Raw genomic sequence first — 24,536 nt, forward strand, 5'->3', positions numbered from 1 at the left:
GGAAAGGAGCGGGTTTGATTCAAGTCATTTTAAGACTTCAAAGGCTCAGAGCCACCCGATGTCTCGTGGGCCACCTGGAGGGCACCGGGCACCACCGAAAAGCGAGCGGGGCCGGAGGGCACACACTCGCCGTCCACGTCAAACGGGGGAAGTGGCTGTTGGGCCTGGAGCTGGACTTCCCGGCCCTGGACAAACCGCACCTGGGGGAGCCGCAAATGCCGGCCCAGGTAGACCAGGGGCAGGCGCCGCACCAGCTGCAAGCCCCGCACGGCTTCCACCACCACCACGTCCAGAAGCCCGTCGTTAGGGCGGGCCAGCGGGGCAATGTGCATGCCCTTGCCGAAGCTGGTTCCGTTGGCCACCGCCACCAGCAGAGCAAAGCCCGAAAAAAGCTCCTGCCCATCCACGTGCACCGCCAGCTGGCGGGGTTGATAGCGCCGCAAAGCCTGCAAAGTGGCCGTCAAAAACGCCAGGGCTCCCCGCCGGGGGTTGGCGTTGACCAGCTCGTCCACCATGCCGGAAATGCCGGCAGAAGCCACGTTGACGAAAAACACACGGGGTCCAGGCCCGTCAATGACCCCGGCATCCACCGGCTTGGCGGGCCCTTCCAGCGCCAGCGTGAAGGCTTCCCGGGGGCTTTTGGGCAACCTCAGGGTGCGGGCAAAGTCGCAGCCGGTACCCAGGGGAACCAGGCCCAGGCTCACTTCGGAGCTCCCAGTCGCCAGAATTTCGCCCGCCACCAGGTGCAAGGTGCCATCCCCGCCCACCACCACCAGGCGCTGGCAACCGGAAGAAAGTAGCTGGCGCACCGCTTCCCGCATTGCCTCGGACGACGCTGGCATGAGCACAGGTAGCGAGCGGGAAAGCGGGAGCTGCGCGGAAAGCCGCTCCCACTGGGCCCCGGCGCGCCCGCCTCCGGCTTTGGGGTTCACCAGGATGGCCTTCACGGCGCTTCCTCCGGCGGCAACCAGGCTTTGAGCTCTTCCGCCAAATGCTCCAGCTCCTGCTGCCACTGCCGCACGTTCCACCCTGCCGCCCGTCGCACCACCCGCCGGAGCCTGCGGGCCATCTCCAAGCATTCCTGGGGCTGCCACATGCCCAGCCGCACCCGCCGGAGCAACAAATCCGAAAGCCGAACCACCTGGCTGGCCCGCAGGTGGTAGGCAATTTCCGCCGGGCACAGGCCAAATTGCTCCTCCAGGGGAACCAGCGATTCCGGATGGCTCCCCTGGGCCAACGCCAACGCCTGGGCTCCCAGGCGGCGCACCATCCCCCGAGCCACCACCTCATCCACACCCCAGGTCAGGAGAGCCTGCACCGCCTCAGGGGCCACCCGGTCGGGCAACACCGCGGTGGCCAGGGAAAGGTCGAAATCGAGGGGACGCCTCTCCTCCGGCAACAGGCGGAGGGCCTGGGCCACCACCTCGGCAGCGGTGACCCGAAAGGTGGTGAGCTTGCCACCCGCTGCCGAAACCATCCCCTCCTCCACCCACACCGCTTCTTCCCGGCTGGCCTCCGAGGGTTCGTCGGCATCGCTATCCACGATGGGCCGCACCCCGGCAAAAGCGCCACACACGTCGCGAAGCGTCAAGCGCGCTTGGGGAAAGGCGTGCTGCACGAAGCGCATGAGGTAGTGCACCTCTTCCCGGGAAGGCTTGGGGTTATCGAGAGGCCCCTCGTGGAAGAGGTCGGTGGTACCCACCAGGGTTCCTTCGGAGTGCGGCACCGCAAACACCGGCCGCCCGTCGTCCGGGGAAAGACCCGTCACCGCCACCGAAAGGGGCAAGCGGTGCCGGGGGAAGAGCAGATGGGAGCCGCGGGATGGGCGCAAGCGCGAAGGAACAGAGCCAAGCAGGGCGCGAACGTGGTCGCACCACGCACCGGTGGCGTTGATGACCACGTGGGCTCGCACCTTCCGGGCCTGCCCCGAGGGAACATCCCGCACCACCGCCCCCCGCACCTGACCCTGGCGATCGCGAAGGAGTTCCTCCACCTGGGCGTAGTTGAGGGCCACACCCCCAGCCCGCACCCCGGCCTTGATCACCGTCCAGGTGAGCTGGGCATCGTCGGCCACACAGTCGTCGTAAGCCAGGCCAAACTCCAGCCCTCGTTTTGCCAAAGTCGGCACAAGCCGGTGAACTTCTTCCGCGCTGAGCCGCTGGTGTTGATGGCGAAAGGGGGTGAGGTGGTCGTACATGGTCAAGCCCAGCGCCACCTGCCACCCGGGGGTGGGGTCATGAGCGTACGCCGGGTAGACAAACCGCAAGGGCCAGACCAGGTGGGGGTTGAGAAGCGCCAAGGTGTCCCGCTCCCGACAGGCCATGCGGGTAATGCGGAGCTGCAGCCGCTTGAGGTAACGCAAGCCTCCGTGAATGAGCTTGGAGGAACGGGAAGAGGTCCCGGAAGCAAAATCTCCTTTTTCCACCAAGCCCACCCGCAAGCCCCGGAGGCTTGCCTCATGGAAAACCCCGGCACCGGTAATGCCGCCGCCAATAATCAGAAAATCCACCCCTTCTTCCAAAAACCGCCAACCTCTGGCCCGCCAGTGGTTAGCCGCGCTCACGCTTGCTCGGCGGGGAAAAGCACGCCGGGGTTCAAGATGCCGGCAGGATCCAAGGCGTGCGCCAAAGCCTTCAACGCTTGGAGGCCTTGCGGGCCGATTTCTCGCTCCAGGTACGCAGCGTGCATGCGGCCTACTCCGTGGTGGTGGGAAACCGTCCCGCCGGCCTGGAGGATGGCTTCCAGCGACGCACGCTTGAGGCCTTGCCATTGAAAAAGCGCCTCCTCCCGCCGCAGGGGCCAGAAAAACGTGAAGTAAAGCGAAGCCCCGTCGGGATAGGCGTGGGAAAGGTGGCAGAGCAACAGGATGGGGATGCTCAAGGTGGCCGCTGCCCGTTCAAGGCCCGCCCGCACCGCCTCCTTCAAGCGCGGCAACTGGGACCAGGGGGCTGCGGTTTCAAAGGTGTCCACCCCAAACCCCGAGCTCAAAAAAGCATCGCGCAGGTAAGGGTGCTTGAAACGCTCCTGCAACCAGCGCCGGTAAACACCCGAACCCAACGGCAACCCACCCAGCCGGCGGGCCTCTCTTCCCCACGAGCTCACAAGCTTGCCGGCTTTCCCGGAGGCCCCCACCAGGAGCAAACAAGCCCGGGAAAAGCGGCGGATAGAAAAGAGGAAATCCCGCACCACCGTGGCCGCCCAGCCGGCGGTGACCAGGTGCCGCCCGAACTCGGTTTCCGCTGCATCGGAAAGCCGCAAGACCTCAGGAAACGGCTCTTCCCGCAGAAGCTTCCGGCAAAACTCAAAGCCCTCCTCCCAGGAGGGGAAAAGAACGGCCAAGCCCTGTTCCTGAACGCTTTGGGGCTGCACCCGTACCGTCACCGAGGTCAAAATGCCCAGCCTTCCTTCGCTGCCGCAGAGGATTTTCCGGAGTTCAGGGCCCGCCGCCGAGGCCGGCAAGGGGCCCAGGCGCCAGGTTCCCGAAGGCAATGCTACTTCCACCCCGGCCACCAGGTCCTCGATTTTCCCCACCCCGGTGGAGCGGTGGCCGGCCGAGCGGGTGGCCGCCCAGCCGCCAATGGTGGAAAGCTCAAAGGACTGGGGCTCGTGCCCCAGGCGAAAGCCGTTGGCCGAAAGTGCCCCTTCCACCTCCGGCCCCGGGGTGCCGGCGCCAAAGGTGGCCAGCCCCGAGCGCCCGTCCAAGGACTTAAGGCCCGAAAGCCTTTCCAAGCTCACCACCACCACCGGACGGGGATCTTCCGGAACGCTCACGCCCCCCACCACCGAGGTCCCCCCACCCCGGGGCACCAACACCACCCCTTGTTCGCTTGCCCGCTGCACCAGGGCCAAAACCTCCTCGTGGGACACGGGAAAGGCCACGGCATCGGGGAAGCGGCGCCAGGAAGCGGTGCGCAGGCTCAGGAGGTCAGGAAAGCTCTGGCCGCAGCAGTAAGAAAGCCGCGCAAGCCCGTCGGTTTTGACCTCTCCAGAGAGGCGCGGCAGCTTCTGGGGTTTGGGCAGGCGAAAAAGCTCAGGGGAAGCTTCGGGCAAAGCTTCCCCTTTTCCCAACGTGCTTTCCAAAAGAGAAAGCGCCGCCGGAGGAGGTAGCACCTTTGTGTCGGTAAAGCCCCAGCCCCCAAAACGGCGCGTTCGCTTCACTTCCGCCCCCGCAGGCGCTCCAAAGCCCGACGGTCTTTCTTTTCCGGCCTCCCCCAGCCCTTGGGCGGTGCCGGGGGCGGCGCCATGCGGCGCAGGGCCAGCTCTTCCGGGGTAGGAGGCGGGGTGACGTCCTCGTAAAGGGTGCGGGCTTCCGCCTTGGACACGTGGGTATCCCGCACCTCCCGCACCACCACTTCCCTTTTCCGTCCCGGCCCCAGGGTGAGCTTGATGCGGTCCCCGGCCCCCACCAAGCGGTGGGGCTTGGCCCGCTCGCCGTTCACCTCCACCTTGCCCCCGTCGCAAAGCTCCTTGGCTTGAGAACGCGTCTTGGCCAAGCAAGCCACGTCCAAAAAAACGTCCAGCCTTACCCGGTCGGCCATGGCCCCATTCTAGCGGGCTTGCGGCCAAAGGCAGGCTACAATGCCCCCATGGGTTTGGCTGGTGGCGGTTTGGTGCTGGCGGTGGTTTTGGCCACGCTGCTGGGAGGGGTAGTCCCGCTCACCTGGGAGCGCCACAGCCGGCTGTTTCTGGCCTTTTCCGCCGGCACCTTGGTGGGTCTGGCCCTGGGGGAGCTGGTGCCCGAGGGGTTGGGTTCCTTTGCCGACCCGCATCAGGGCGCCATGCTGGTGCTTTTGGCCTTCGTGACCACCATGGCGCTGGACAAGCTGCACATCCTGCACCCCCACCCCCACGGCCTGGACGCCCAGTGCCCCACCACCGAGCACACCCATCCTCCCCTGGCCATGCACGGGGCGGTGGGGCTCTTGCTCCACTCGGGCTTGGATGGTTTGGCGCTTGCGGCGGCCTGGCGGGAAGGGCTTCCGGCTCTGGTGGCGGTAGCTACCGCTCTTTCGGCCCACAAGTTTGCCGATGGGCTCACCACCGTGAGCCTGGTACTTTCCCACCACCACCGCCGCTCCCAAGCCACCCAGGTGCTGCTGGCCAACGCCGGCCTGCTCCTGGCGGGCTTTTTTGCAGGCTTAGGCGTTCCCGTCCCCGAAGAGGGCATGGCCTGGATGCTTTTGGCGCTGGCCGGGTTTTTCCTCTACCTGGGAGCTTCGGACCTCATCCCTTCGCTCACCACCCCCAGATGCCGCAAGCGCGATGTAATCGCCACGGCGTTAGGTGTAGCCGCAGTGGTGCTGGTCTCCGTGGCGCTGCACTAGCGGCAGCCTACCCAAGTAAAAGCGTAGCTCTGGGCGCGCCGGGCAAGGTCGAGGGATTTACTTCCCTTCGTAGTTAATCGCTATGCCGGTTCGCCCCTCTTCCACTGTTACCGTCACCATCAGCTGCTGGCCCTGGGCGTTTTTCCCCTGCACCAGGCCGCCCACCAGCTTGCCGTTTTGCTCAAAGCGCGAGGTGTTCGGGGAAAAACCCCGGGCCTTCATTTCCCGCTCGTAAAAGCTCATGACCCGGTCAGGGGCATCCGGGGTCACAAAAGCGGCGATACCGCCAAGTCCACCTTGAGCCCGCGCCTGCCAGCTGCCGGAAGGTTTCGCGCCCGGGTAGACCGGCACCCAGGCGGGAAGGTCGCTGGCCTCTTCACCAAACACCAATTCCCCTTGCTCAGAAGAAACCTTGAACTGCCCTTTTTCCTGGCCGCCTTCCACAGTCACCTCTTGGCCTTTTTCGTTGGTGAACTTCAACCGGCCCTTTTTGATGTCTTCGGCGTTAACGGTGATGGTCTCCCCGGTTTTCTTGTTGCGCAAGGTCACGGTGCCGGCTTTATCGTCGGATTCCACCACTTCAATGTCGGGGTTCGCCGCCGCGATAATCTTGGCGGCAGCCACCGCGGGGTTCTTCTCGGCGGTCTCGACGAATTCCTTGCCCTTCTTAAAGAGGATGAGCCCTCCCACGACAAACACCAAGACCACAATTAAAAGCAAAGCCCCGCAACCCACCCCAACCCAAACCCAGGGGCTGGTCTTCTTTGGAGCCGGGGGTTGCGGCGTTGCTACCGGCGCCGGCGGAACCGGCGGGGGTGTACTGGCCATGATCCACCTCCTTTAGCTGGACTCATTATACCCTACGTCCCTGGAGGCCCGGGTCAAGCTCACAGCTCCGGGCCCGGGGCCCCGTAAGAAAAAGCCCGCGCCGAAGCGCGGGCCGTTTTCGTTTTGCCAACAGCGCGTTACTTCTGGTAGCGCACCAGGAAGAGGTAGCGCTTGGCGGTGTAGTTGGCCAGGGTGAAGGCGGTTTGCTCGTACTTGTAGCGGGCCGCCTCGAAGCCCAGCCCCAACCCTGATTCCAGCGGGACCTCCACCCGGGCAAAGGCGCGATCGTAGGAAAGTCCGCGGCTGCCCTCGTTTTCCAGCTTCCAGTAACCCGCTTCCCCCACAAACGCCTTGCTCCGGTAGCTCAAGCCCCCTTCCTTAAGCGAACCGTCTTCGCTGTAAAGCGAGCTTGCCAAGGTGAAGTCTTCGGGCCGGCGGATCACGATGCTGGTGTCGGTCTTGAACTTGCCGTAAGCGCCCCAGAAGGAGAAAGCCTCGGTGGGGTTGACCCGTAGCTCCGCGGTCCAATCCTTGCCGGACACGTCGTAGGCGTTGTTGGGGATGTCGTTGTTGGCGTCCAGCTTTTCAGCGTTGGCGGCGAGCTCGAAGATCCCCAGCTTCACCTGGGCGCGGGCGCGGAGTTTCTTTGATTCCAGCACATCGGTGCGCAGCACCACCCTGTCTGCGGAGTCCTTGCGGTAGTCCACGGACAGCAGGAAAGGACCGGCGTTCACGTTAAGACCGGCACCGAGGCGGTCCACCTCGCGCTCAAAATAGCCACCCTGGTTGCCGGGGACCACGATTTCCTGGGCATCGGGCTCGATCGTGAATTCCTGCTTGGTGGTGCCAAAGGAAGCCCACACGCTCACCGGTCCAAAACGCGGAGAAACCAGCGTTCCCACCGACTCCTTTTCGTCCCGGGTGAGAGCGGTGCGGGCGGTGAGGAGCTTGGTGACATCGCCGCCCTGGTAGCCGGAGAAGTTGATAGTGCCCAGGTAGGTGTCCTGCAGCAGCGACCAGCCGGAAAGCTCCCGGTGGCGCTGGCCGTAAGTAGCCGTGAACGCAAAGCCCGCCGGCAAGGTGAGCTCGAGCTTACCCTCGCCCCGCCAGTTGGGGGCTTTGGCTTCCCCCAACGCCGCCTCGGCAAACCCCTGGAAAAAGCGCTGGAGCTTGAAAGAAACCAGGCTTCCCGCGGCTTGCTCCGACAGCCGGGAGTCGGTTTCCGTGTCCTGGTACACGTAGCGGCCGGAAAGGCGGGCAAAGGATGCCAGGCGCGCGGAAACCACCGCGGTGGTGTAAGGGGCATCGGTGGAGTATCTGTTGGAGCGCTTAAACGAGGACAGCGTCACATCCCGGTCCAGCACTGGCCGCCGGTTGTTCCCCTGACCCGCCCCCGGGAACAGCGCAAAACGGGACTTCCCGTCCTGGTTGCGCCAGCCCTGGAGCACCACCGCATCCAAAAACCCCAAATGGAGCCCCACACCCGCCTGGAACTCATGGGTGCGGTAAAAGGTAGATCCCCCCAGGAGGAACTCGTCCTGCCCAAGGTGGACAGTGGTTGTGCCTTCCGCCCGGTCCCGCACGTACTGGTAGGAGAAAAGGGGCATGATGGTTTTGCCGGGGAAAAGCTCCACGTTCAAATCAAAGCGATCCAAAACCCCGTGGGCGGTGTGTTGTCCGGGAAAAACCCCGGCGCCCGCCAGGGGATTGGCAAAGTCCAGCAGCTCCGAAACCCGCCGACCCCGGTGGTAGTTGAGGGAAAGCCGGTAGGCTTGGCGCTGGGCAGCGGTGAAACGCAAGCTGCCGGTGGGGGAGCCACCAAAACCTGAAGCGGAAAGGTTGAGGGTGTCAAACCACCCCCCGTCCGTGAGGTTTAGGTGCAGCTGGTCCAGCACCAGGCCGTCATCCTCATCCACCTGGCTACGGTAGGTTTCCTGGCTGCCCGAAAGCGTGACCCACTGATAGCCCAAGGAAAGCGTCGTGCTCTGCTCCTGCGCCGGGAGGAGCCCTGGCCAGGCCAGGAGCAGCAAGAAGGCAAGGAAGGCAAATGCTTTCTTCATGGCATCCTCCTATCGCAGGAACATCGGCGAGCTCGCCGATCCGTGAATGGCCACGTGACAGGTGGTGCAGTTTTGGTAACGGGGGCTACGCAGATCGTGCAGGGATGGAGGCTGGGAACCCGCACCGGGGTTCCCCACGCCCGTATGGCACTCCAAGCACAGCTGGTCCACGCGGGCGCGAATCAACTGCTTGGGGTTGTTGGAGCCGTGAGGTTGATGGCAGCTCAGGCACGAGTCGGTCAGCGTGCCGTGCTCAAAGACGAACGGTCCCCGCTTGTCCACGTGGCAGCTCACGCACACGCTCTCACCGGTTCTGGTTTCCTTCAAGCTGTCCTTGCCCTTGCCGCCGTGGGGGTTGTGGCAGGAAACGCACTCCATGCCACCGCGATCCAGCTTGTGGGCAAAGGGCTTGCGGAATTCCGAAACCTCCCGGCGATGGCAAGGAGAGCACAGGGTCCGTGACGAAACTTGCAGCAGGGGCTGATCCTGGGCGTCGTGGATGCGGTGGCAGCTGGCGCACGCCACGCCTCCCCGAATATGAGCGCCCGGAGCCCCCTGCCAAAGGCCCTCGTCCTTGCCATGGCACGACAAACACACCCCTTGCCCCTCTTGGCCGCGGGGAACTTGAATTTGGCTAGCATCGCCGGACTGGGCGTGTGCTTTACCTTCACCGTGGCAGGAAACACAGGTGGAATCGTTTTCCAGGTCCCCAGCCACTAAGGCATGGGGGTTTTGGGCAAACGCCTTGGCCAGGTCCTGGTGGCAGCTGCTACAGGGTTGAAACTTCTGTGCCCCAACGGCACTTGCCACCACCAGGAGGCCGAGGCTAGCAATCGTTGCCAGCTTCACGTTCATGGTCACCACCTTTCTCTCGGTAAGCCACAAAGGGCGGGTGGCAAGCCACCCGCCCCTCGGCCATCTCTACCTGGCGTGGACCTTGTCAACCGAAAACTCCGCGTTGTTGCCATGGCAAGCAGCACAAGCCTCGGCAAAGGGAGCGGTGTTGACGTAGGCATGCGCGGCGGCGTAGGCGGTGTCGTGGCAAGAAAGGCATGCGGCAGCCTCAGGCTGAATGGGGGTGTAGTAATCGCGCGGGGCCTGGGTAGGCAACAACCCCGACGGCAGCGGCAGTTGGTACGTGCCGGCCTTGTGGCAGGTCACGCAGTTGCGGCGGTCACCGGGGTAGCGAACCTCGTTGTAGTTGTGCGGCACGTTGCCAAAGCCGTACACCGTGAAGTCCCGGGAAAGGTCCTCACCGGTGTGGATCTTGTGAATGAGGTACTTGAAGTGCACCGATTCTGGTGGCTGCTTGTCGGCGGGGCGACGGCCGCGGTCGTCCTTGTTGGCGTTGTGGCACACCACGCATTCCTCAGTCTTGAAGCGTTGGCCGCCGTGCAGGGCGAGCGTATCGTGGCACTTGTTGCAGTTCGCCAGATCCACCACCGCCCGGCGCGGCTGCGGTTGGCTATCGGTTACCGCAAAGTAGTACACGGGGTTTTGCGCCGCCTCCCGCAGGGTTAAGCCGGTCTCGGTGTGGTTATCAATGGTCACGTTGCGGTAGGCATCGGCCGTCACCACCCAGGTGCCACTGGCGTCTGCCGGCAAAGCGTAATTAAAGGTGTACACCGCGGTGTCGCCATTAAAGCTCGCCCCCCGGGCGCTTTCCGTGACATAGCTGGCGTAATCCGTGGTGGGACCACCCAAGTGCAGGTTCAAAGAGTTGAGGCTAGAGGGAGCAACCACGCTGCCGTCGTCCTTGTTGGTCACGCGGAACGTCACCGTTGGCTTTTGCCCGGGGGCAGCGTTGGTTACGGCGAGAATTTCCATGCTCAGACCGCGAAGCTGCTTGGACTTGGTGGGAACCGTGTGAGCTCCCTTAATCGAAGCGTCAAATTCCGACTCACCTTCAGGAACGTGGCAAGATGCGCACGCGTCATCGTTGGCTTGAGGACCCGCCGCGTGGCCTTCGCCAGTTTCCCAGTTCACGTTGTCGTGGCAGGAACCGCAGGCCGTCCGGTTAGGCCGGGTGTACCAAATGTGGGCCTCGCTGGTCCCCTGGTGGCACTTGGTGCAATTGCGGATGTCTTGGGGGAACGCCACGGTGGAGTAATCATTAACCGACTGGTTGAAGCCAATGATCCTGTAGGGCCGACCGGCCTGCACACTGGGAAGGTCCTTGCCCCGGTGGATCTTGTGAATCATCTCCCGGAACTCCACCTTATTGCCGGTGTCGGGATCCAGCGACTGGGTGGCGTTGTGACACAAAACGCAAAGCTTCACCTCCACGCCCGGNNCCCCGCCATGAAGCTGGAGCGGGTCGTGGCAGGAGTTGCAAACGGCGGTGGACAGCCCATCCCACTTGGCGGTTACCGCCTGACCGTCGGGCCGGAAATCGTAAAGCACGTTGGCGTAGTAGTTCTTGCCTAAGATGGCCGTTAAGTTACGGGTGGCGTAAATCCCAAGAGTGTGCGTTTTGTTAGCCGCAAACCCCTCGGGAAGGGCGGTCTTAAAGCGGTACCTGGCCCTGCCTAGCCCCAAATCTTCCCACGTCCCTCCGGAATCCGCCGAAGCCTGCACGGCGCTTTGACCGGTGATGGGGCTCGTTTGGGTTCGGGTGGTATAAGCCACGTAGTCCCGCGCTTCAGGGTTGTAGTAGGCCAAAACAAAGCTAATGGAAATAGCCCCCGGCGTGACCTTCCCCAACCGATCCAGGGGTTGGTCCAGATCATCCACAAAGGTCACTTCCACCACCGGGCGCCGATCCGCGGGAATCGTAACGCTTGCGACCGTAATCTTTAGGCCCGGCCGGATGTACTCCACCTGTTGGGGTGTGAGGTACGCCTCCAACTGGTGGGCCGAGTACATCGCTGGCGCGTTTCCCCGCTCCAGCTTCCGCACCGGTGTACCGGTGTGGCTGCCCACCAGCACGCTGCCGGAAGCCAACAAAGCTAACCCGCACTGAATAAAGGCCATGGCTTGATCCCCCCTTTCCGTCGGGGCTAGCTGCTCGCCCCGTGTAAGCAATGTAACACCATCACATGTAAATTGCAAGAGTGTTACACAGGTAAAACTCGCAGGAAGAACTCGAGCGTCGGCCCTCATTGCATTTTTACGTCAAATCACGCAGCTGCAAAACGAAAGCTTCTGCGCAGGGCTGACAGTCACAGCCCGGTCGCACCCTCGTCCTTGCGAATGCTTGGTTTTACGGCGGCCATTACGAGGTAGTGCGCCGGAGGGTGGTTTGCGGCAAACCCAAAAGCATGGCGGTTTCCTCCGGCACCGCCCAGAACACCAACACGATGGGCAAGGCGTAAGGCACCGCCAGGTTAAAGAAAAACCGCAACACACCCCAGAAGGCCCGGGAAAACTCCGAGTAGTTGGCAACGCTCCAGGCCCCCAGCTGGCTGGCGTAAAACCACTGCGCTTCGGCCACCAGGGACACCACGTGAGCCCCCGCCAGCCAAGCAAAGGCTTTTAACACCCGAAAGCGCGACGAACGGGAGGAAGCCAAAGCAAACCCCAAGGCAAAAAAAGGAATGGTGTTGGCATGAACCTGCAGCAAGGACAGCTGCAGCCAACCCGAGTCGGCGCGAAAGTCCCGCCGCCCAATCACCACGTGGTTTCCCTGGGCTTCCAATACCGGCGCAGTTGAAAACGACACCATGCGGGTAAGGCCCTGCGCCACCCAGCTCACCGCGGCACCGTAAGGTCCTTTCAGAAGCAACCACCCCAGGGCACTGGCACAAAAGGCGTAGGCAAGCCGCCGGAAAAACCGGCGGCGCAGCACACGGAGTTGAGCCGCAGGTTGCGCAGCTTTCCTTGCCGGTGCTGCGCTTCTACCCACGTCCCATCTCCGCCGGCGCCGCCAGCGCCCTGCTCTTCCCGTACTGGGCCCAAACAACCAGCAACGCTACCGCCAAAACCACAATCACCACCTGCCAAATGACGTTGTGAAAGGCCGAAAACCACTCCCGCTTCACCATCCCCAGCACAAAAAGCGAAAGCACCCGCACCAAATTCACCACGTGAATCACCAAAAGACCCAACACCACGCCAAAAGCCTTCCAGCGCCAGCGGGAGGGGAAAGCTAAAATGCCGGAGAGAAGCACGATGCTGGCTTCCAGCCCGTTGCAGCCGTGAAAAATCGCTACGGAAAAACGCGGCGAGCTCAAGGTCATCCCCACCGCTTGCGCTTCCACCCCAAACCAACGCAACACCACCGCCGCCTCTTGGGCAATAAACGCCGTGTAGGGCTCCACCAGATGGTCGTTCACCGGCTTTAAAGCCAAAAGCAAAAACAAAACCGTAAGCCACGCGGCAAAAAGCAGCACAAAGCGTGTGGCCGGCTCCCGCCACAATGCCAGGAAACGCTCGTTCATGAGCGTATTTTACTTCCTCGGTTAAACGACGGCACTTTGCCGGCGCAGGAGCGGCGCTCCCACAGGGAAAAAATGTGGGACCCGCGCTCCGTCGCGGGTCTTCTTTTCTGTTTGCCGCCGCGGAGCAGCGGCCCCACAGCAGGAGCGCCGGCCCCACAGAAGCAAACAAGAAATGTGGGACCCGCGCTCCGTCGCGGGTCGCTTTTCTCTCAGCCGGCGCAGGAGCGCCGGCCCCACATGCGGAGCGGCGGCCCCACAGACAGAACGCTGGTTTCGTAGCGCGATGACTGGACTCGCGTTGAAAGTGATAGGGCTTGAGCACAGCCGTTAAAGAAAAAGCCCCGGGGCTAAGCCCGGGGCGTATGGGAAAGGCCTGTGACGCTACTTGGTTTTGACCGGATCCGGTGGGCGCTGGGGCAGCTTGCGGGGTTCCTTCTCGATTTTCTCCAGGAGGTACGCCACCGCCCTTTCCAGCTGGTTGTCCCGGCCGGCAATGACCGAAGCGGGGTCGTTGTCCACCTCGATGTCGGGATCCACCCCGTGGCCCTCAATGACCCACGAGCCGTCCACGTCGTTGGTGCCCTGCTCGGGCACAAAAACCTGCCCACCGTCAATGAGCGGCCCGTGGGAGGAAATCCCTACCACCCCGCCCCAGGAGCGCTTGCCGATGAGCGGGCCCAGACCTGCCTTGCGGAACATGTGGGGGAAGATGTCGCCGTCAGAAGCTGAGGTTTGGTTCAAAAGGCAAGCCATGTGCCCGTAAAACACCGTGTAGGGGTAGGTGCGGGCCTGGTCGCCGCGGTTGCCAAAGCGCGTGCCCAGGAGCTTGTTGTCCAGCCGTTCGATGATCCACTGGGAGACGTTGCCGCCGCCGTTGGAGCGCACATCAATGACCAAGCCTTCCTTTCGGATTTGCGGGTAGTACCACTTGATGAACTCGTAAATGCCGTCGGCGCCCATATCGGGGATGTGCAGGTAGCCAATGCGACCGCCGGAAAGAGCTGCCACCTTTTCGCGGTTCTCCTTCACCCATTCGTAGTACAGCAGGTTGGACTCATCAAAGATGGGCTTGTAGGTGACCTTTCGCGCTCCTTCGAAACTCGGCTTGCTGTTGAGCGTCAAGGTCACGGGGTCCTTCTTGTGCTGGAGCAAACGGTAAATGTTGTCGTGGGCCTTGAGCTCCACACCGTCCACCGCCAGCACGTAATCCCCAACCCGCGCATCCACACCCACTTCCGAAAGCGGCGCACGGTACTTATCATCAAAGGGATCGCCGGTGAAGATCTTGGCAATGCGGTAGCGGCCGGCCTTTTCATCCAGGGCAAAGCGGGCCCCGGGCAGAGCCACTTGCGGTCTTTCGGGAATTTCGAAGTCCCCGCCTTGAATGTAGGCATGCCCCACGTTGAGCTCGGAAACCATTTCCCCTAAGAGGTAGTTCAAATCGCTGCGGTGCTTGACGTAAGGCAAGAGCTTCTCGTATTGCTGGCCAATGGCTTTCCAGTCGTAGCCGTGCATGTTGCGCACGTAAAAGAAGTCGCGGTAGCGACGCCACACCTCGCGGAAAATCTCCGCCCACTCCTCCTGGGGAACCCGGTACACCTTGAGATCCGCCGTGGACACGGTCTTGGGGTCCTTGGCCTGCGGTTTGACGTCGTAAACCTTGTAGGCCTTCCCCTGCTGCACGAGGACCTTTTTCCCATCAGCAGAAACCGCATAGGACCCCACTTCGCCAACCAGCAGCGATTCCTCGCGCTTTTTCAAATCGTAAATGTACAGACCGGGCTTGGCGTAGGAATCGCGACCGTAAAACGGCGCCCCGCGCTTGATGTACAAAAGGTAGCCCTTCACCGCCGCAAGCCCACCGTAGTTTTCGCCCTCCAGAGGCACTGGCACCACCCTTTGCCCCAAGCCCTCGAAGTCCACCACCACCGTGGGCAACTTCTTCTCGGGTTTGGCCTTGCCTTTTTCTCCTTGCTTGTCGGCTTCCTTTTCGCCGCCTGCTTCCGCTTCGTTCTTTTGCTTTTCGCTTTCTACCTTCACCTCATCGGATTCCGGCGGGAAGGGGTGCTTGCCGTCTTTCTTAAGCACCAGGGCGTAAAGGCGGGTCATGCGGTTGCCGGCAAAGTTCCACTCAACTTGTGAAATTTGCGGGGTAAATTCGCGATCGGAAAGGAAATAGAGGTAGTTGCCCTCGGGATCCCACACTGGCTCCCACTCGTCGAAAAGCTCATCGGTGACCCGGTGGAGTTTCTTCTCCGCCAAGCTGTAAATGTAAATGGAGCGGTTTTCGTTGGCATCGCTTAACGAAAAGGCCAAAAACTGGCCATCCGGCGAAAAGCTGTAGTCCTGCACCCGGGAACGCTCATCCTGGGCGATGAGCTCGTAGGTTTTCTTGGCCACATCCAGGAGGTAAACCTTGCCGTCCTTGTCAGCGAAGGCCAGGTGTGTGCCGGTGGGGGACCATTCGGGAGCGTAAAGCATGGCGGTCAAGCCCTTGGTGAGCTGTACCGGTTTTTCCGAGCCGTCCTGGGCCACCAGGTAAATGTTTTCCTCGCCATCGGCATCGGACACAAACGCCACGTACTTCCCGTCGGGAGACCAGCGCGCCCACTTGTCGTGGGCCCCCGAGCTTTGGGTGAGGTTGCGGGTGGGCCCTTTTTCCACGGGAACCGTAAAGATGTCGCCCCGCGCCACAAAAAGCGCCCGTTCGCCAGCGGGGCTCAAGGCGAAGTCCTCCACGTTCTTGTCGGCCCGATACCAGGAAGGACGGGCCGCCAGGCCATCATCAGGAACGGTGATGGGGATGGCGCGGTCTTCCTTGGTTTGCGTGTCGAAAAGCCGCAGCTCGCCACCGAACTCGTAAACGATGAAGCGCCGGTTGTCCGAGGAGGCCCAGCGCACATCCCAGGTTTTAGAGTGCGTGAGTTGCTCGGTGTTTTGGTTCCTGGGGTCAAAGCTGTAAAGGTTTAAGGTGCCATCCCGATCGGAAACGAAGTAAACCTTGTCCCCAATCCACATGGGGTCCCGCTCGGTGCGCTTGGTGGGGGAAACAGGGGTTAAAGCCAGAGAAGCCAGATCCACGATGTACAGATCCTGAGCCCAGCCCCCTTCGTAGCGCTTCCAGGTGCGGAAGTCGCGGAAGAGCGGCGAGTACACCATCTTCTTGGCGTCGGGAGAAAAATCCCCAGCGCCGGCGGTAGGCATCGGCAGCTTCTCCGGCAAACCTCCGGTGAGCTTCACCGTGTACAGCGCGGTTTCCGTGCGCCCCCCGTCGGCGTCCATGAAGCTTCTAAACAGCACCGCGCTGCCGTCGGGGGTCCAGCCGTAAACCTGGTTGTCGTAGCCGTGCCGGGGCGCTAAAGGTCCTTTGGCCGGGTAATAGGTGAGCTGTTTGGGTTCCCCGCCCTGGGAGGGGATCACGTACACCTGCTCGTCCCCGTCGTATTGCCCGGTAAAGGCAATCCACTTTCCATCGGGGGAAAACTTGGGGAAAAGCTCCTGACCGGGATGAGCGGTGAGGCGCACCGCCAGGCCGCCACCCGCTGGGGCCTTCCACAGGTCACCCGCATAGCAAAAGACCACCTCCCCGCCGTACACATCGGGGAAGCGCAAGAGCTTGGTTTGGGCCAGCAAAAGGTGCGGCAAAAGCCAAAGCGCAAAAAACAAAGCCCAACGACGCATGGTCACCTCCCGTGGCTTGTACGTTCCCGCCCCCCGGAGGTTGCGGGTGGCTGCCACTGCTAAAAGGTCGTGCCGATGGAAAACTGAAAATCGCTGCGCTTTTCGTCCGGGAACGGCTTGAGGTTGACCCCGTAAATGAACCGCAGCGGCGCCTGGAAGATGGGCAGGGTAATCCGCAGCTCCGCCCCCGCGGAGTAGCGCAAAAGCCCCAACTGCCAGCCCTGCTGCTCGTGCCAGGTGTTTCCCACGTCGGCAAACAAGATGAACTTTAACGGACCCCCAAGCTTGATTTGGTACTCCAGGTTGAGCTGCAGGTAGCGGTCGCCGCCCATGCGGGAGCCGTTGGGGGTAAGGAAGAAGTCACCGTTGTCTTTACGGGGTACTACCGAGTAGTAAGAAAAGCCCCGGAGCGACCGCTCGCCACCGAGAAAGTAGCGGTCGTAAAGGGGGATTTGCGAACCGTTGAAGGGCCGGATCCAGCCCGCCTCCACGTTGGCCGCCAAAATGTAGCGGCGGGTAAGGGGGTGGAAAATGGAAAAGCCAACCTCCGGCCGCACGTAGTTGAAGTCCCCACCCAGAACACCACCGGCGGTTCGAATCCTGGCAAAGTAGCTCAGGCCCTGGTTGGGGTCAAAGGGGTCGTCCCTAGAGTCATAGCCAAAGGCCGGGGTAATGGCCGAGGTCACACCGCTGGCTTCTTCGAAATAAAGGTTAGGAGCCGGCATGCCCGGATAAGGAGGTGGCAACGGACGCCGGTGGGGGGCACGGGGCTCACCACCAGCGGGAACCGTGCGCACCACCGCAAACTTGGCAAAGACGTCCTCAAAACCGTAGCTCAAGGAAAAGGTGCCAAAATCCCCCACGCTCACGCCCCAAACCGCCGACAGACCCTTGGCATCGCGGTTTTGCGTGAGCAAATCGTAGCTGGTTTTGTAAATGGAGCCACCGATGAACATCCGTTTGTCCAAGAAGTAAGGCTCGGAAAAGGAAAGGGAATAGGTATCGGCCCTGGTGCCGCTCTGCACCGCCACCCCCAGGGTCTCGCCGCGGCCCATGAAGTTTCGGGTGTTAAACATGAACTGCAGGAAAAAGCGGTCCAGTTCGGAATAGCCAGCACCAAACTGAATGTCGGTGCGCCCCACCTCCTGGCCCTTAATGGTGACGTTAACCAGGCGGTTTTCCTGGTCGAAATCAAAGGACACTGGATCTTCGGTGAGCTTGAAGTACCCCAGCTGGTTGACCTTGAACAGCGATCGCTTGAAGGCAGTCATGTTCATAAAATCGCCTTCAAAAAGCCGAAACTCCCGCCGCAGGACCTTATCCTGGGTTTTGGTGTTGCCGGAAAACTCCAGCCTTCCCAGCCGCCAGCGGTCCCCCTCAAACACCTGAATGACCACGTCGAGCTCGTCCTCACTGCCCTCCCGGGTGCGGAGGATTTGGCTGGTGTACGCGTAAATGTAGCCTTTGGACTGGTAAAGGGTGCGCACCGCTTCGTTGCCCGCTTCCACCTGGGAGTAGTTGTAAATGGAGCCCAGCTTCACCTCGTAAAGCTTGCGCAGCTTTTCCTCCTCAAAAACCGTGGCCCCCTCAATTTTCAGAGAAGCCATGCGGTACTGGCGGCCTTCCTGCACCGGAATGGTCACCACCGTGGTGAACTTCTTCTTGGCTTGCGTGGGAGCGTCGGGGTTTTTGGCCACCAATTCCACCCGTGGCTCGCCAATCACCACGTCCTTGTAGCCGTGGTTGAGGTAAAGCTTTTTGAGGTTTTCCGAATCCTCACCCCAGTTTTCCTGGTTCCAAATGATCTTCTTACCCCACGGGCGCAGGAAGCTGCGCTCCTTGATCTTCTTCATGGCCCGGCGCAAGCGGGCATCGGAAAACACCTGATTGCCCTCAAAGCGGATCTCGCTAATGCGGACCTTGGCCCCTTCGTCAATGACAAACGTCACCTTGACCTGGTTGGGACCCACGTTTTCCTGCACCGGCTCCACGCTGGCCGACAGGTAGCCTTCTTTGGCGTACTCGTCCAGGATCGTGCGGCGAATGCGGTTAATTTCCGACTGCCGCAGCGGCACGTTGCGACGGAGCGAAATGCCTGCGGTATCCAGCTTTTCCTTAAGCGTGGAGGTGGCAATTTTCTTGTTGCCCTTAAATTCGTACTCGGTGACTTTTGCCCTCTCTTTGACCGTTACCACCAGCCGCACATTGCCGTCGGGGAGGTCTTCCACCTCCACCTTCAGGTCCTCCAAAAGCCCGGATTCCCAAAAGCGGTGGAAGTTTTTGGCAATGGCCGCTTCGTCCAAGCTGTCGCCGACGCCCACGCCAAGGTAGTACTCCACGGTTTCGTCGGTGACGGTGGCGCCGCCTTCCACGCGGATTTCCTTAATCACCGGCCCCCCGGCCAATAGGCCCGAGGGCAACAAGACCAGCAAGAGAGCAAGCGCCCACCTCATGCTCTGCACAGTTCCTCCTTGGCTGCCTCAACCTTGACTTGCCCGTCCTCCACCCGAACCACCAGGGGGCCTTCGGGGAGCGGGCGGTGGGTCACCAGGTAATCGGAAACCGCATCCTCCACAAAGCGTTGGACGGCCCGGCGCAGCGGCCGCGCTCCCAAGGAAGGCTGCACCCCCACCTGCTCCACCAACCACTGGGCCACGTTGGCTTCCACCTGCAAGGAAATGCCCTGGCTTGCCAAGTGCTCCACCAAATCGGCAAGCAAGAGCGCCGCCACTTGCTCCAAATGCTCCCGGGTGAGCGGGTGGAACACCACCACGTCGTCCAGCCGGTTGAGAAACTCGGGCGGGAAAAAGCGCCGCAGCTCGCGGAGCACGGTTTCCTTAAGCTGCTCGTAGGAGGCTGCGTGAGCGCCGTTGCCAAAACCTACCGTGCCGGTGCTCACCAGCTCCCGGCTGCCCAAGTTGGAGGTCATGATGATGAGGGTGTTCTTGAAGTTCACCTGGTCGCCAAAGGCATCGGTGAGCACCCCGTCGTCTAAAACCTGCAGGAGCAAATGCACCACGTCCGGGTGCGCCTTTTCGATTTCATCAAAAAGCACCACCGAGTAGGGCTTTTGCCGGACGCGCTCGGTGAGCTGCCCCCCCTCTTCGTAGCCCACATAGCCAGGTGGGGAGCCAATGAGGCGGGAAACCGTGTGCTTTTCCATGTACTCGGACATGTCGAAGCGCACCAGGGCCTTTTCCGAATGAAACAAGAAGCGGGCCAGCTGTCTCGCCACTTCCGTTTTGCCCACCCCCGAAGGCCCGAGGAAAAAGAAGGAACCGATGGGCCGCTGGCCGCGGGTGACCCCCAAACGGGCCCGGCGGATGGCCCGGGCAATGGCCGCCAGCGCTTCCCCCTGGCCCACGATGCGCTCGGCCAAAATTTCCTCCATTTTTGCCAAGCGCTCGGCTTCCTCCTGGCGCAGCTCTGTGACCGGCACACCGCTCCAGGAAGCCACCACCTCCTCCACATCGGCCACGGTTACCGGAAAGGCCGGCACATCCTGGGGCATGGCCTGGGTCAGTCGCTTGATGGTGGCCCGCACCTCCGCTTCCCGTTCCCGGAGCGTGACCGCCTGCTCGAAGTTCTTGCTGGAAACCGCACGCTTGAGCTCCCGGGAAAGGCGGGCCGCTTCCGCCTGAAGCGCCCGCACCTGCTCGGAGGTGGCGGCCTGCCGCAGCTTCACCCGGGCTCCAGCTTCGTCCAGCACGTCAATGGCTTTGTCGGGGAAAAACCGGTCGGTGATGAACCTGCCGGAAAGCCGCACAGCGGCCTTCACCACCTCCGGCGGGTAAACCACGTGATGGTACCGCTCGTAGCGCTCCTTCACCCCCATCAGGATGGTTTCGGTGGTTTCCTCGTCAGGTGGTTGCACCACTACCGGTTGAAAGCGCCGCGACAGCGAACGGTCCTTTTCGATGTACTTGCGGTACTCCTTGAGGGTGGTGGCGCCAATGCAGGTGATTTCTCCGCGGGAGAGGGCGGGTTTGAGGATGTTGGCGGCATCCAGCGAGCCCTCCGCCGAGCCGGCACCAATGAGCACGTGCAGCTCATCAATGAAGATGATGATCTCCGGGTTTTCCTTAAGCTCCTTCAGGATGGCCTTGAGCCTTTCTTCGAACTGGCCCCGGTACTTGGTGCCCGCCACCACCAGCGTGAGGTCGAGGGCAAAGATGCGGCGATCGGAAAGCTGCACCGGCACGCGGCCCGAGACGATGCGCTGGGCCAGCCCCTCCACGATGGCGGTTTTCCCGACCCCCGGCTCGCCCAGCAGCACCGGGTTGTTCTTGGTGCGCCGGAGCAAGATTTGCACCACCCGGTCCACCTCTTGTTCGCGGCCCACCAGCGGATCGAAGCTGCCGGAAGCTGCGTACTCGGTGAGGTCGCGGGCAAACTCGGCCAGGGCTGTGAGCTCTTTCTTTCCGCGCCGGGCTTCCCGTTCCTGCGAAATTTCCGCCAGCTCCTCCCGGGCCGCAAACAGCGTGATGCCGTGGGCGTGCAGCATGCGCGCCGCAAGGCAGGTCTCCAGGCGCAGGATCCCCAGGAAGATGTGCTCGTTGCCCACCCCCAGTTGCCCCGCCACTTCCGCTTCGTGCGCGGCTAAAAGCAGAATGCGGCGGCTTTCCTCAGCCAGCGGCAGGTCCCCCGCCACCACCCCTTCCCGGCGGTCAGCTCCTCCCAGCTCGTGTTGCAGGGTGCGGGCATCCACGCCAAAGCGGTGCAGGAGCTGCTCCACCACCTCGTCGGCTTCCCGCAAAAGCCCCAACAGCAAATGCTCCGACTCAATGGCGGCAGCTCCCGCCCTGGCCGCTTCGTAGCGGGCAAAGAACAGCGTGCGACGGGCGCGGTCGGTAAAGTTCTCCAGCATGGGTCAGGCTTCCGGAAGGAGGTGCACCACCCGGTGGCACCCCCTCGCCAAAACCTCGTTATGGGTGACGATAACACTGGTGAGGCCGTCCCTCAAATGGAGCTCCTGCAAAAGCTCGAAAAACCTGCGGGCCGCCACGGCGTCCAGGTTACCGGTGGGTTCGTCGGCCAGCAAAAGCTCGGGACCGCAAGCCAGGGCCCGGGCTACCGCCCCCCGCTGCTGCTCCCCCCCGGAAAGCTCATCGGGGAAGTGCTTGCCCCGGGAGGCCAAACCCACTTCCGCCAAAAGCTCCCTGGCCCGCTTGAGGGCTTCTTCCCTCCCTACCCCTGCCAGAAGCAGGGGCATGGCCACGTTTTCCTCCAACGTGAAGTCGGAAAGCAGCAGGTGGAACTGAAAGACAAAGCCCAGCTTGCGGTTGCGCAGCTGCGCCCGCTGCTCTTCAGATAAAGCGCTGGCACGCTGGCCGAAGATCACGATCTCGCCGGCGTCGGGTTTGTCCAAAAGGCCCAGGAGGTACAAAAGCGTGCTCTTGCCCACCCCCGACGGGCCCACCACCGCCACCATTTCGCCCTTTTCCACGGTGAGCGAAAAGCCGCGCAGCACCTCCACCCGGCGCTCCCCTTCCCCGTAGCCCTTCCACAGCCCCTCGGCCACCAGGATCGGCTCACTCACGGCGCAACCCCTCCAGCACCGACCGGCGGGCCGCCGCCCGGGCCGGGAACTGCGAAGCAAAAAACGAGGCAAGGAAGGTCACCGCCAACACCACCCCCAAATGCTCCGGCCGCACGGCAAAAGGCACGTGGCTTACCGCAAAAACCCCCCGGGGAAGGGGGATGGCCTGGGTCCGGTGCAAGACCTCAGCCAAAAGGGCGCCCCCCAAGCTCCCCACCACCCCCGCACCCACGCCAATGGCCAGCCCCAGCCCCTGGAAGAGCCGGGCTACCCCTTGGGGAGAAAGCCCCATGGCTTGCAGGATGGCAGCATCAGCCCGCTTTTCCGCCGCCAGCATGGTGAGGTTGCACAGCAAGTTAAGGCTGGCCACCAAAACGATCAGCGAAACCCCCAGGCCAATGAGCAGCTTTTCCAGGGAAAGCGCCGCCAGAAGCGGACGGTTGAGCTCCCGGAAGGGGCGAAGCACCACCCCCGGAGGAACCGGCGCCAGCTGCTGGGAGGCCACCAGCGGGTCCTGGCCTGCCGGCACCGTCACCTGTACCTCCTCCCGGCCCCCCTGCGGGAAGAGCTGCCGCCCCAGATCCCGGGGCACCCGCACGGTGCCCCTTTCCGCCCGGGCCGGGCTGGCCACCACCCGGGCCACCCGCACCCGGAACTGCCGGGGCACAGGGCCCAGCGGGGTGAGCACCGGGGCCGGCGAAAGCAGGTCCACCTCCGCCCCCGGGCCAATGGCCCCCTTGGCGGCCAGCACCCGGTCCACCTCCACCTGGGAGAGCCCATCCACAACCTCCACCTGCACGGGAATGGCTTCCCCCAGCGCCAGAAGCCACCCCACGCCCCGCTCCAGCTTGCGAAAGGAAAAACCCGGGTGGCGGGCGGCAAGCTGGGAAAGCCAGTCCCCGGAGGGGAGCTTGTCACCAAAAACCGGCACCAGAAGCGCGTGGGGCCCGGATTTTCTCAGCTCCTCGCGGACCGTGCCCTGAAAGCCCTCCAAAAGCCCCAGGGTCAGCACCAGAGCCGCTGCCCCAAGAGCTAAGGAAACAAAAGAAATGGCGCTGACCACGGCCACATGGGTCCGTCGGGAAAGCCCCAGAAGGTAGCGGAACACCACAAAGGCAAGAGCGCGCACCGCCTAAAGGCTAACACGCTCCCGGAGCGCTGGGCTTCCTTTCGGCAAGAACCAGAAGCCCCCGCCACGCTTTCAGGCTTTCTCGTCTTTGGGTCGCAACAGCGGGAACAGGATCACATCGCGAATGGAGCGGGAGTTGGTGAACAGCATGACCAAGCGGTCAATGCCGATGCCTTCGCCGGCGGTGGGGGGCATGCCGTGCTCCAACGCCAACAGGTAGTCCTCGTCCACCACCCCGCCGCCCCTCTTCACCTGCTCCTCAAAGCGGGCCCGCTGGTCGTCGGGATCGTTGAGCTCGGAAAAGGCGTTGGCCACCTCCATGCCGCCCAGGTACAGCTCGAAGCGCTCGGTAAGCTCGGGATCATCGGGCTTGCGCTTGGCGAGAGGCGAGATGTCCGCCGGAAAATCAGTTATGAACGTGGGGTTTTGCAGCTGGTCTTCGGCCACCCGTTCGAAGATTTCCGCCAAAAGCTTTCCCGAGCTTAAGTTTTCCACCCCTTCCACCCCAAAACGCCGGGCGTGAGCTTCCAAACGCGCCCGGTCGTTGAGGTCCTCGGCGGCAATATTTGAAAAGGCCAGCACCGCCTGGCGCATGGATAGCCGCCGCCAGGGGCGGGAAAGGTCCAGGGTGCTTTCCCCCCAGGGGAGCTTGAGGGTCCCCAGCACCTCTTCCGCCACCTCCGTGAGCATTTGCTCGGTGAGCTCCATGAGGTCCTCGTAGCAGGCGTAAGCCCAGTAAAACTCCAGCATGGTGAACTCGGGGTTGTGCTGGGTGGAGATCCCCTCGTTGCGGAAGTTGCGGTTGATCTCGTAAACCCGCTCAAAGCCCCCCACCACCAGCCGCTTCAGGTAAAGCTCCGGGGCAATGCGCAGGTAAAGCTTCATGTCCAAAGCGTTGTGATGGGTGACGAAGGGACGGGCGGTGGCACCCCCGGGGATGGGGTGCATCATGGGCGTTTCCACCTCCAAAAACCCCCGCTCGTCCAGGAACTGCCGGATTTTCTTGATGATCCTGCTGCGGGTGAGGAACACCTGACGGGAATCGGGGTTGGTGTAAAGGTCCAGGTAGCGCTGGCGGGCCCGCAGCTCCACGTCGGTGATGCCGTGCCACTTTTCCGGCCAAGGGGCCAGGGCCTTGGCCAGCACCGTGACCTTCGCCACGCGGACCGTAAGCTCGCCCGTGCGGGTGCGGAAAAGCTCCCCCTCCACGCCCCAAAAATCCCCCAGGTCCAGCGTTTCCAAAAGCGCAAAGGTGCTTTCACCCACCACATCCTGGCGGAGGTAGGCTTGCAAGCGGCCGTCCCCGTCCGAAAGATCGAAAAACGCCGCCTTCCCGTGGCGCCGCACTGCCGTCACCCGGCCCCCTACCCGCACCCGCGGCTTTTGCTGCTCCAGCTGCTCCGAATCTAAATGGGAAAAGCGCGCGGCCACCTCGCTCACCCGCCCATCCACGGGGAACCTGGCGGGGAACGGGTCCACACCCCAACGGCGGAGCTGCTCCAGTTTGGCCCGCCGGTTTGCTCGCAGGATCTCGATGGGTTCCACCGCACCCTCCTCTTCGCGTAAGCCGCGAAGCGGGCCATTTTAGCAGGGTTA

General features: G+C 62.6%; 16 protein-coding genes and 2 pseudogenes. 1 reads left to right on the forward strand and 17 read right to left on the reverse strand.

Annotated elements, in window-relative coordinates:
• Nucleotides 1-29: 29 nt before the first annotated feature.
• Genes EG19_RS08185 through EG19_RS13700 form a run of 4 tightly spaced genes read right to left on the reverse strand, consistent with a single transcriptional unit; the run spans nucleotide 30 to nucleotide 4,538 of the window.
• Complete coding sequence (locus EG19_RS08185; protein ID WP_053335107.1) at nucleotides 30-947, reverse strand: diacylglycerol/lipid kinase family protein; 918 nt, start codon at nucleotides 945-947, stop codon at nucleotides 30-32.
• Nucleotides 944-2,563, reverse strand: coding sequence for a glycerol-3-phosphate dehydrogenase/oxidase (locus tag EG19_RS08190; protein ID WP_053335108.1), 1,620 nt, complete (start codon nucleotides 2,561-2,563; stop codon nucleotides 944-946). Before EG19_RS08190 ends, EG19_RS08185 begins: the two co-directional genes overlap by 4 nt.
• Nucleotides 2,560-4,158, reverse strand: coding sequence for an FAD-binding oxidoreductase (locus tag EG19_RS08195; RefSeq protein ID WP_038049448.1), 1,599 nt, complete (start codon nucleotides 4,156-4,158; stop codon nucleotides 2,560-2,562). Before EG19_RS08195 ends, EG19_RS08190 begins: the two co-directional genes overlap by 4 nt.
• Nucleotides 4,155-4,538 carry an RNA-binding S4 domain-containing protein gene (locus EG19_RS13700; protein ID WP_038049450.1) on the reverse strand — a complete coding sequence of 128 codons (384 nt, stop codon included), beginning with the start codon at nucleotides 4,536-4,538 and terminating at the stop codon, nucleotides 4,155-4,157. Before EG19_RS13700 ends, EG19_RS08195 begins: the two co-directional genes overlap by 4 nt.
• A gap of 48 nt (nucleotides 4,539-4,586) precedes the next feature.
• Here EG19_RS13700 and EG19_RS08205 point away from each other — a divergent pair, with 48 nt between their 5' ends.
• The gene (locus EG19_RS08205; protein WP_038049452.1) at nucleotides 4,587-5,324 is read left to right on the forward strand and encodes a ZIP family metal transporter; all 738 of its coding nucleotides are present in this window, start codon (nucleotides 4,587-4,589) and stop codon (nucleotides 5,322-5,324) included.
• 57 nt (nucleotides 5,325-5,381) lie between these two features.
• Here the strand turns inward: EG19_RS08205 and EG19_RS08210 are convergent, their stop codons facing one another.
• From EG19_RS08210 to lysS, 13 genes and pseudogenes are all read right to left on the reverse strand, one after another.
• Nucleotides 5,382-6,152, reverse strand: coding sequence for a hypothetical protein (locus EG19_RS08210; protein ID WP_038049454.1), 771 nt, complete (start codon nucleotides 6,150-6,152; stop codon nucleotides 5,382-5,384).
• A 137-nt stretch (nucleotides 6,153-6,289) separates the two neighbouring features.
• Complete coding sequence (locus tag EG19_RS13855; protein ID WP_038049456.1) at nucleotides 6,290-8,212, reverse strand: hypothetical protein; 1,923 nt, start codon at nucleotides 8,210-8,212, stop codon at nucleotides 6,290-6,292.
• 9 nt (nucleotides 8,213-8,221) lie between these two features.
• On the reverse strand, nucleotides 8,222-9,067 hold the full coding sequence (locus EG19_RS08220; RefSeq protein ID WP_053335109.1) for a DmsE family decaheme c-type cytochrome: 846 nt from the start codon (nucleotides 9,065-9,067) through the stop codon (nucleotides 8,222-8,224).
• Between the two features lie 66 nt (nucleotides 9,068-9,133).
• On the reverse strand, nucleotides 9,134-10,504 hold a 1,371-nt coding region (locus tag EG19_RS08225; RefSeq protein WP_235208722.1), incomplete at its 5' end, for an OmcA/MtrC family decaheme c-type cytochrome.
• Nucleotides 10,505-10,506: 2 nt separating this feature from the next.
• Nucleotides 10,507-11,314: pseudogene (locus EG19_RS14460) on the reverse strand (hypothetical protein); the annotation flags it as partial.
• 112 nt (nucleotides 11,315-11,426) lie between these two features.
• Nucleotides 11,427-12,056, reverse strand: coding sequence for a hypothetical protein (locus EG19_RS08230; RefSeq protein ID WP_152543990.1), 630 nt, complete (start codon nucleotides 12,054-12,056; stop codon nucleotides 11,427-11,429).
• On the reverse strand, nucleotides 12,049-12,591 hold the full coding sequence (xrtH, locus tag EG19_RS08235; RefSeq protein ID WP_038049462.1) for an exosortase H: 543 nt from the start codon (nucleotides 12,589-12,591) through the stop codon (nucleotides 12,049-12,051). Before xrtH ends, EG19_RS08230 begins: the two co-directional genes overlap by 8 nt.
• Before the next feature lie 381 nt (nucleotides 12,592-12,972).
• A complete protein-coding gene (locus tag EG19_RS08240; protein WP_038049463.1) occupies nucleotides 12,973-16,272 on the reverse strand; it encodes a S41 family peptidase in 3,300 nt (1,099 codons plus the stop codon).
• Between the two features lie 59 nt (nucleotides 16,273-16,331).
• The gene (bamA, locus tag EG19_RS08245; protein ID WP_152543991.1) at nucleotides 16,332-18,725 is read right to left on the reverse strand and encodes an outer membrane protein assembly factor BamA; all 2,394 of its coding nucleotides are present in this window, start codon (nucleotides 18,723-18,725) and stop codon (nucleotides 16,332-16,334) included.
• On the reverse strand, nucleotides 18,722-21,139 hold the full coding sequence (locus tag EG19_RS08250; RefSeq protein ID WP_038049467.1) for an ATP-dependent Clp protease ATP-binding subunit: 2,418 nt from the start codon (nucleotides 21,137-21,139) through the stop codon (nucleotides 18,722-18,724). Before EG19_RS08250 ends, bamA begins: the two co-directional genes overlap by 4 nt.
• A gap of 141 nt (nucleotides 21,140-21,280) precedes the next feature.
• Nucleotides 21,281-21,811, reverse strand: a pseudogene (locus EG19_RS08255) (ABC transporter ATP-binding protein); the annotation flags it as partial.
• Nucleotides 21,804-22,940, reverse strand: a complete 1,137-nt coding sequence (locus EG19_RS08260) for an ABC transporter permease (RefSeq protein WP_038049471.1) — start codon at nucleotides 22,938-22,940, stop codon at nucleotides 21,804-21,806. The gene EG19_RS08260 and the pseudogene EG19_RS08255, both read right to left, overlap by 8 nt.
• A gap of 72 nt (nucleotides 22,941-23,012) precedes the next feature.
• Nucleotides 23,013-24,485, reverse strand: a complete 1,473-nt coding sequence (lysS, locus tag EG19_RS08265) for a lysine--tRNA ligase (RefSeq protein ID WP_038049472.1) — start codon at nucleotides 24,483-24,485, stop codon at nucleotides 23,013-23,015.
• Nucleotides 24,486-24,536 lie beyond the last annotated feature (51 nt).

Source organism: Thermoanaerobaculum aquaticum, from assembly GCF_000687145.1.
Classification (GTDB): Bacteria; Acidobacteriota; Thermoanaerobaculia; order Thermoanaerobaculales; family Thermoanaerobaculaceae; genus Thermoanaerobaculum; species Thermoanaerobaculum aquaticum.

Coding starts and splice junctions, on each gene's coding strand:
- EG19_RS13700 (WP_038049450.1), bottom strand. CDS start 4,538: ATGGCCGACCGGGTAAGGCTGGACGTTTTTTTGGACGTGGCTTGCTTG.
- EG19_RS08205 (WP_038049452.1), top strand. CDS start 4,587: ATGGGTTTGGCTGGTGGCGGTTTGGTGCTGGCGGTGGTTTTGGCCACG.
- EG19_RS08210 (WP_038049454.1), bottom strand. CDS start 6,152: ATGGCCAGTACACCCCCGCCGGTTCCGCCGGCGCCGGTAGCAACGCCG.
- EG19_RS13855 (WP_038049456.1), bottom strand. CDS start 8,212: ATGAAGAAAGCATTTGCCTTCCTTGCCTTCTTGCTGCTCCTGGCCTGG.
- EG19_RS08220 (WP_053335109.1), bottom strand. CDS start 9,067: ATGAACGTGAAGCTGGCAACGATTGCTAGCCTCGGCCTCCTGGTGGTG.
- xrtH (WP_038049462.1), bottom strand. CDS start 12,591: ATGAACGAGCGTTTCCTGGCATTGTGGCGGGAGCCGGCCACACGCTTT.
- EG19_RS08240 (WP_038049463.1), bottom strand. CDS start 16,272: ATGCGTCGTTGGGCTTTGTTTTTTGCGCTTTGGCTTTTGCCGCACCTT.
- bamA (WP_152543991.1), bottom strand. CDS start 18,725: ATGAGGTGGGCGCTTGCTCTCTTGCTGGTCTTGTTGCCCTCGGGCCTA.
- EG19_RS08250 (WP_038049467.1), bottom strand. CDS start 21,139: ATGCTGGAGAACTTTACCGACCGCGCCCGTCGCACGCTGTTCTTTGCC.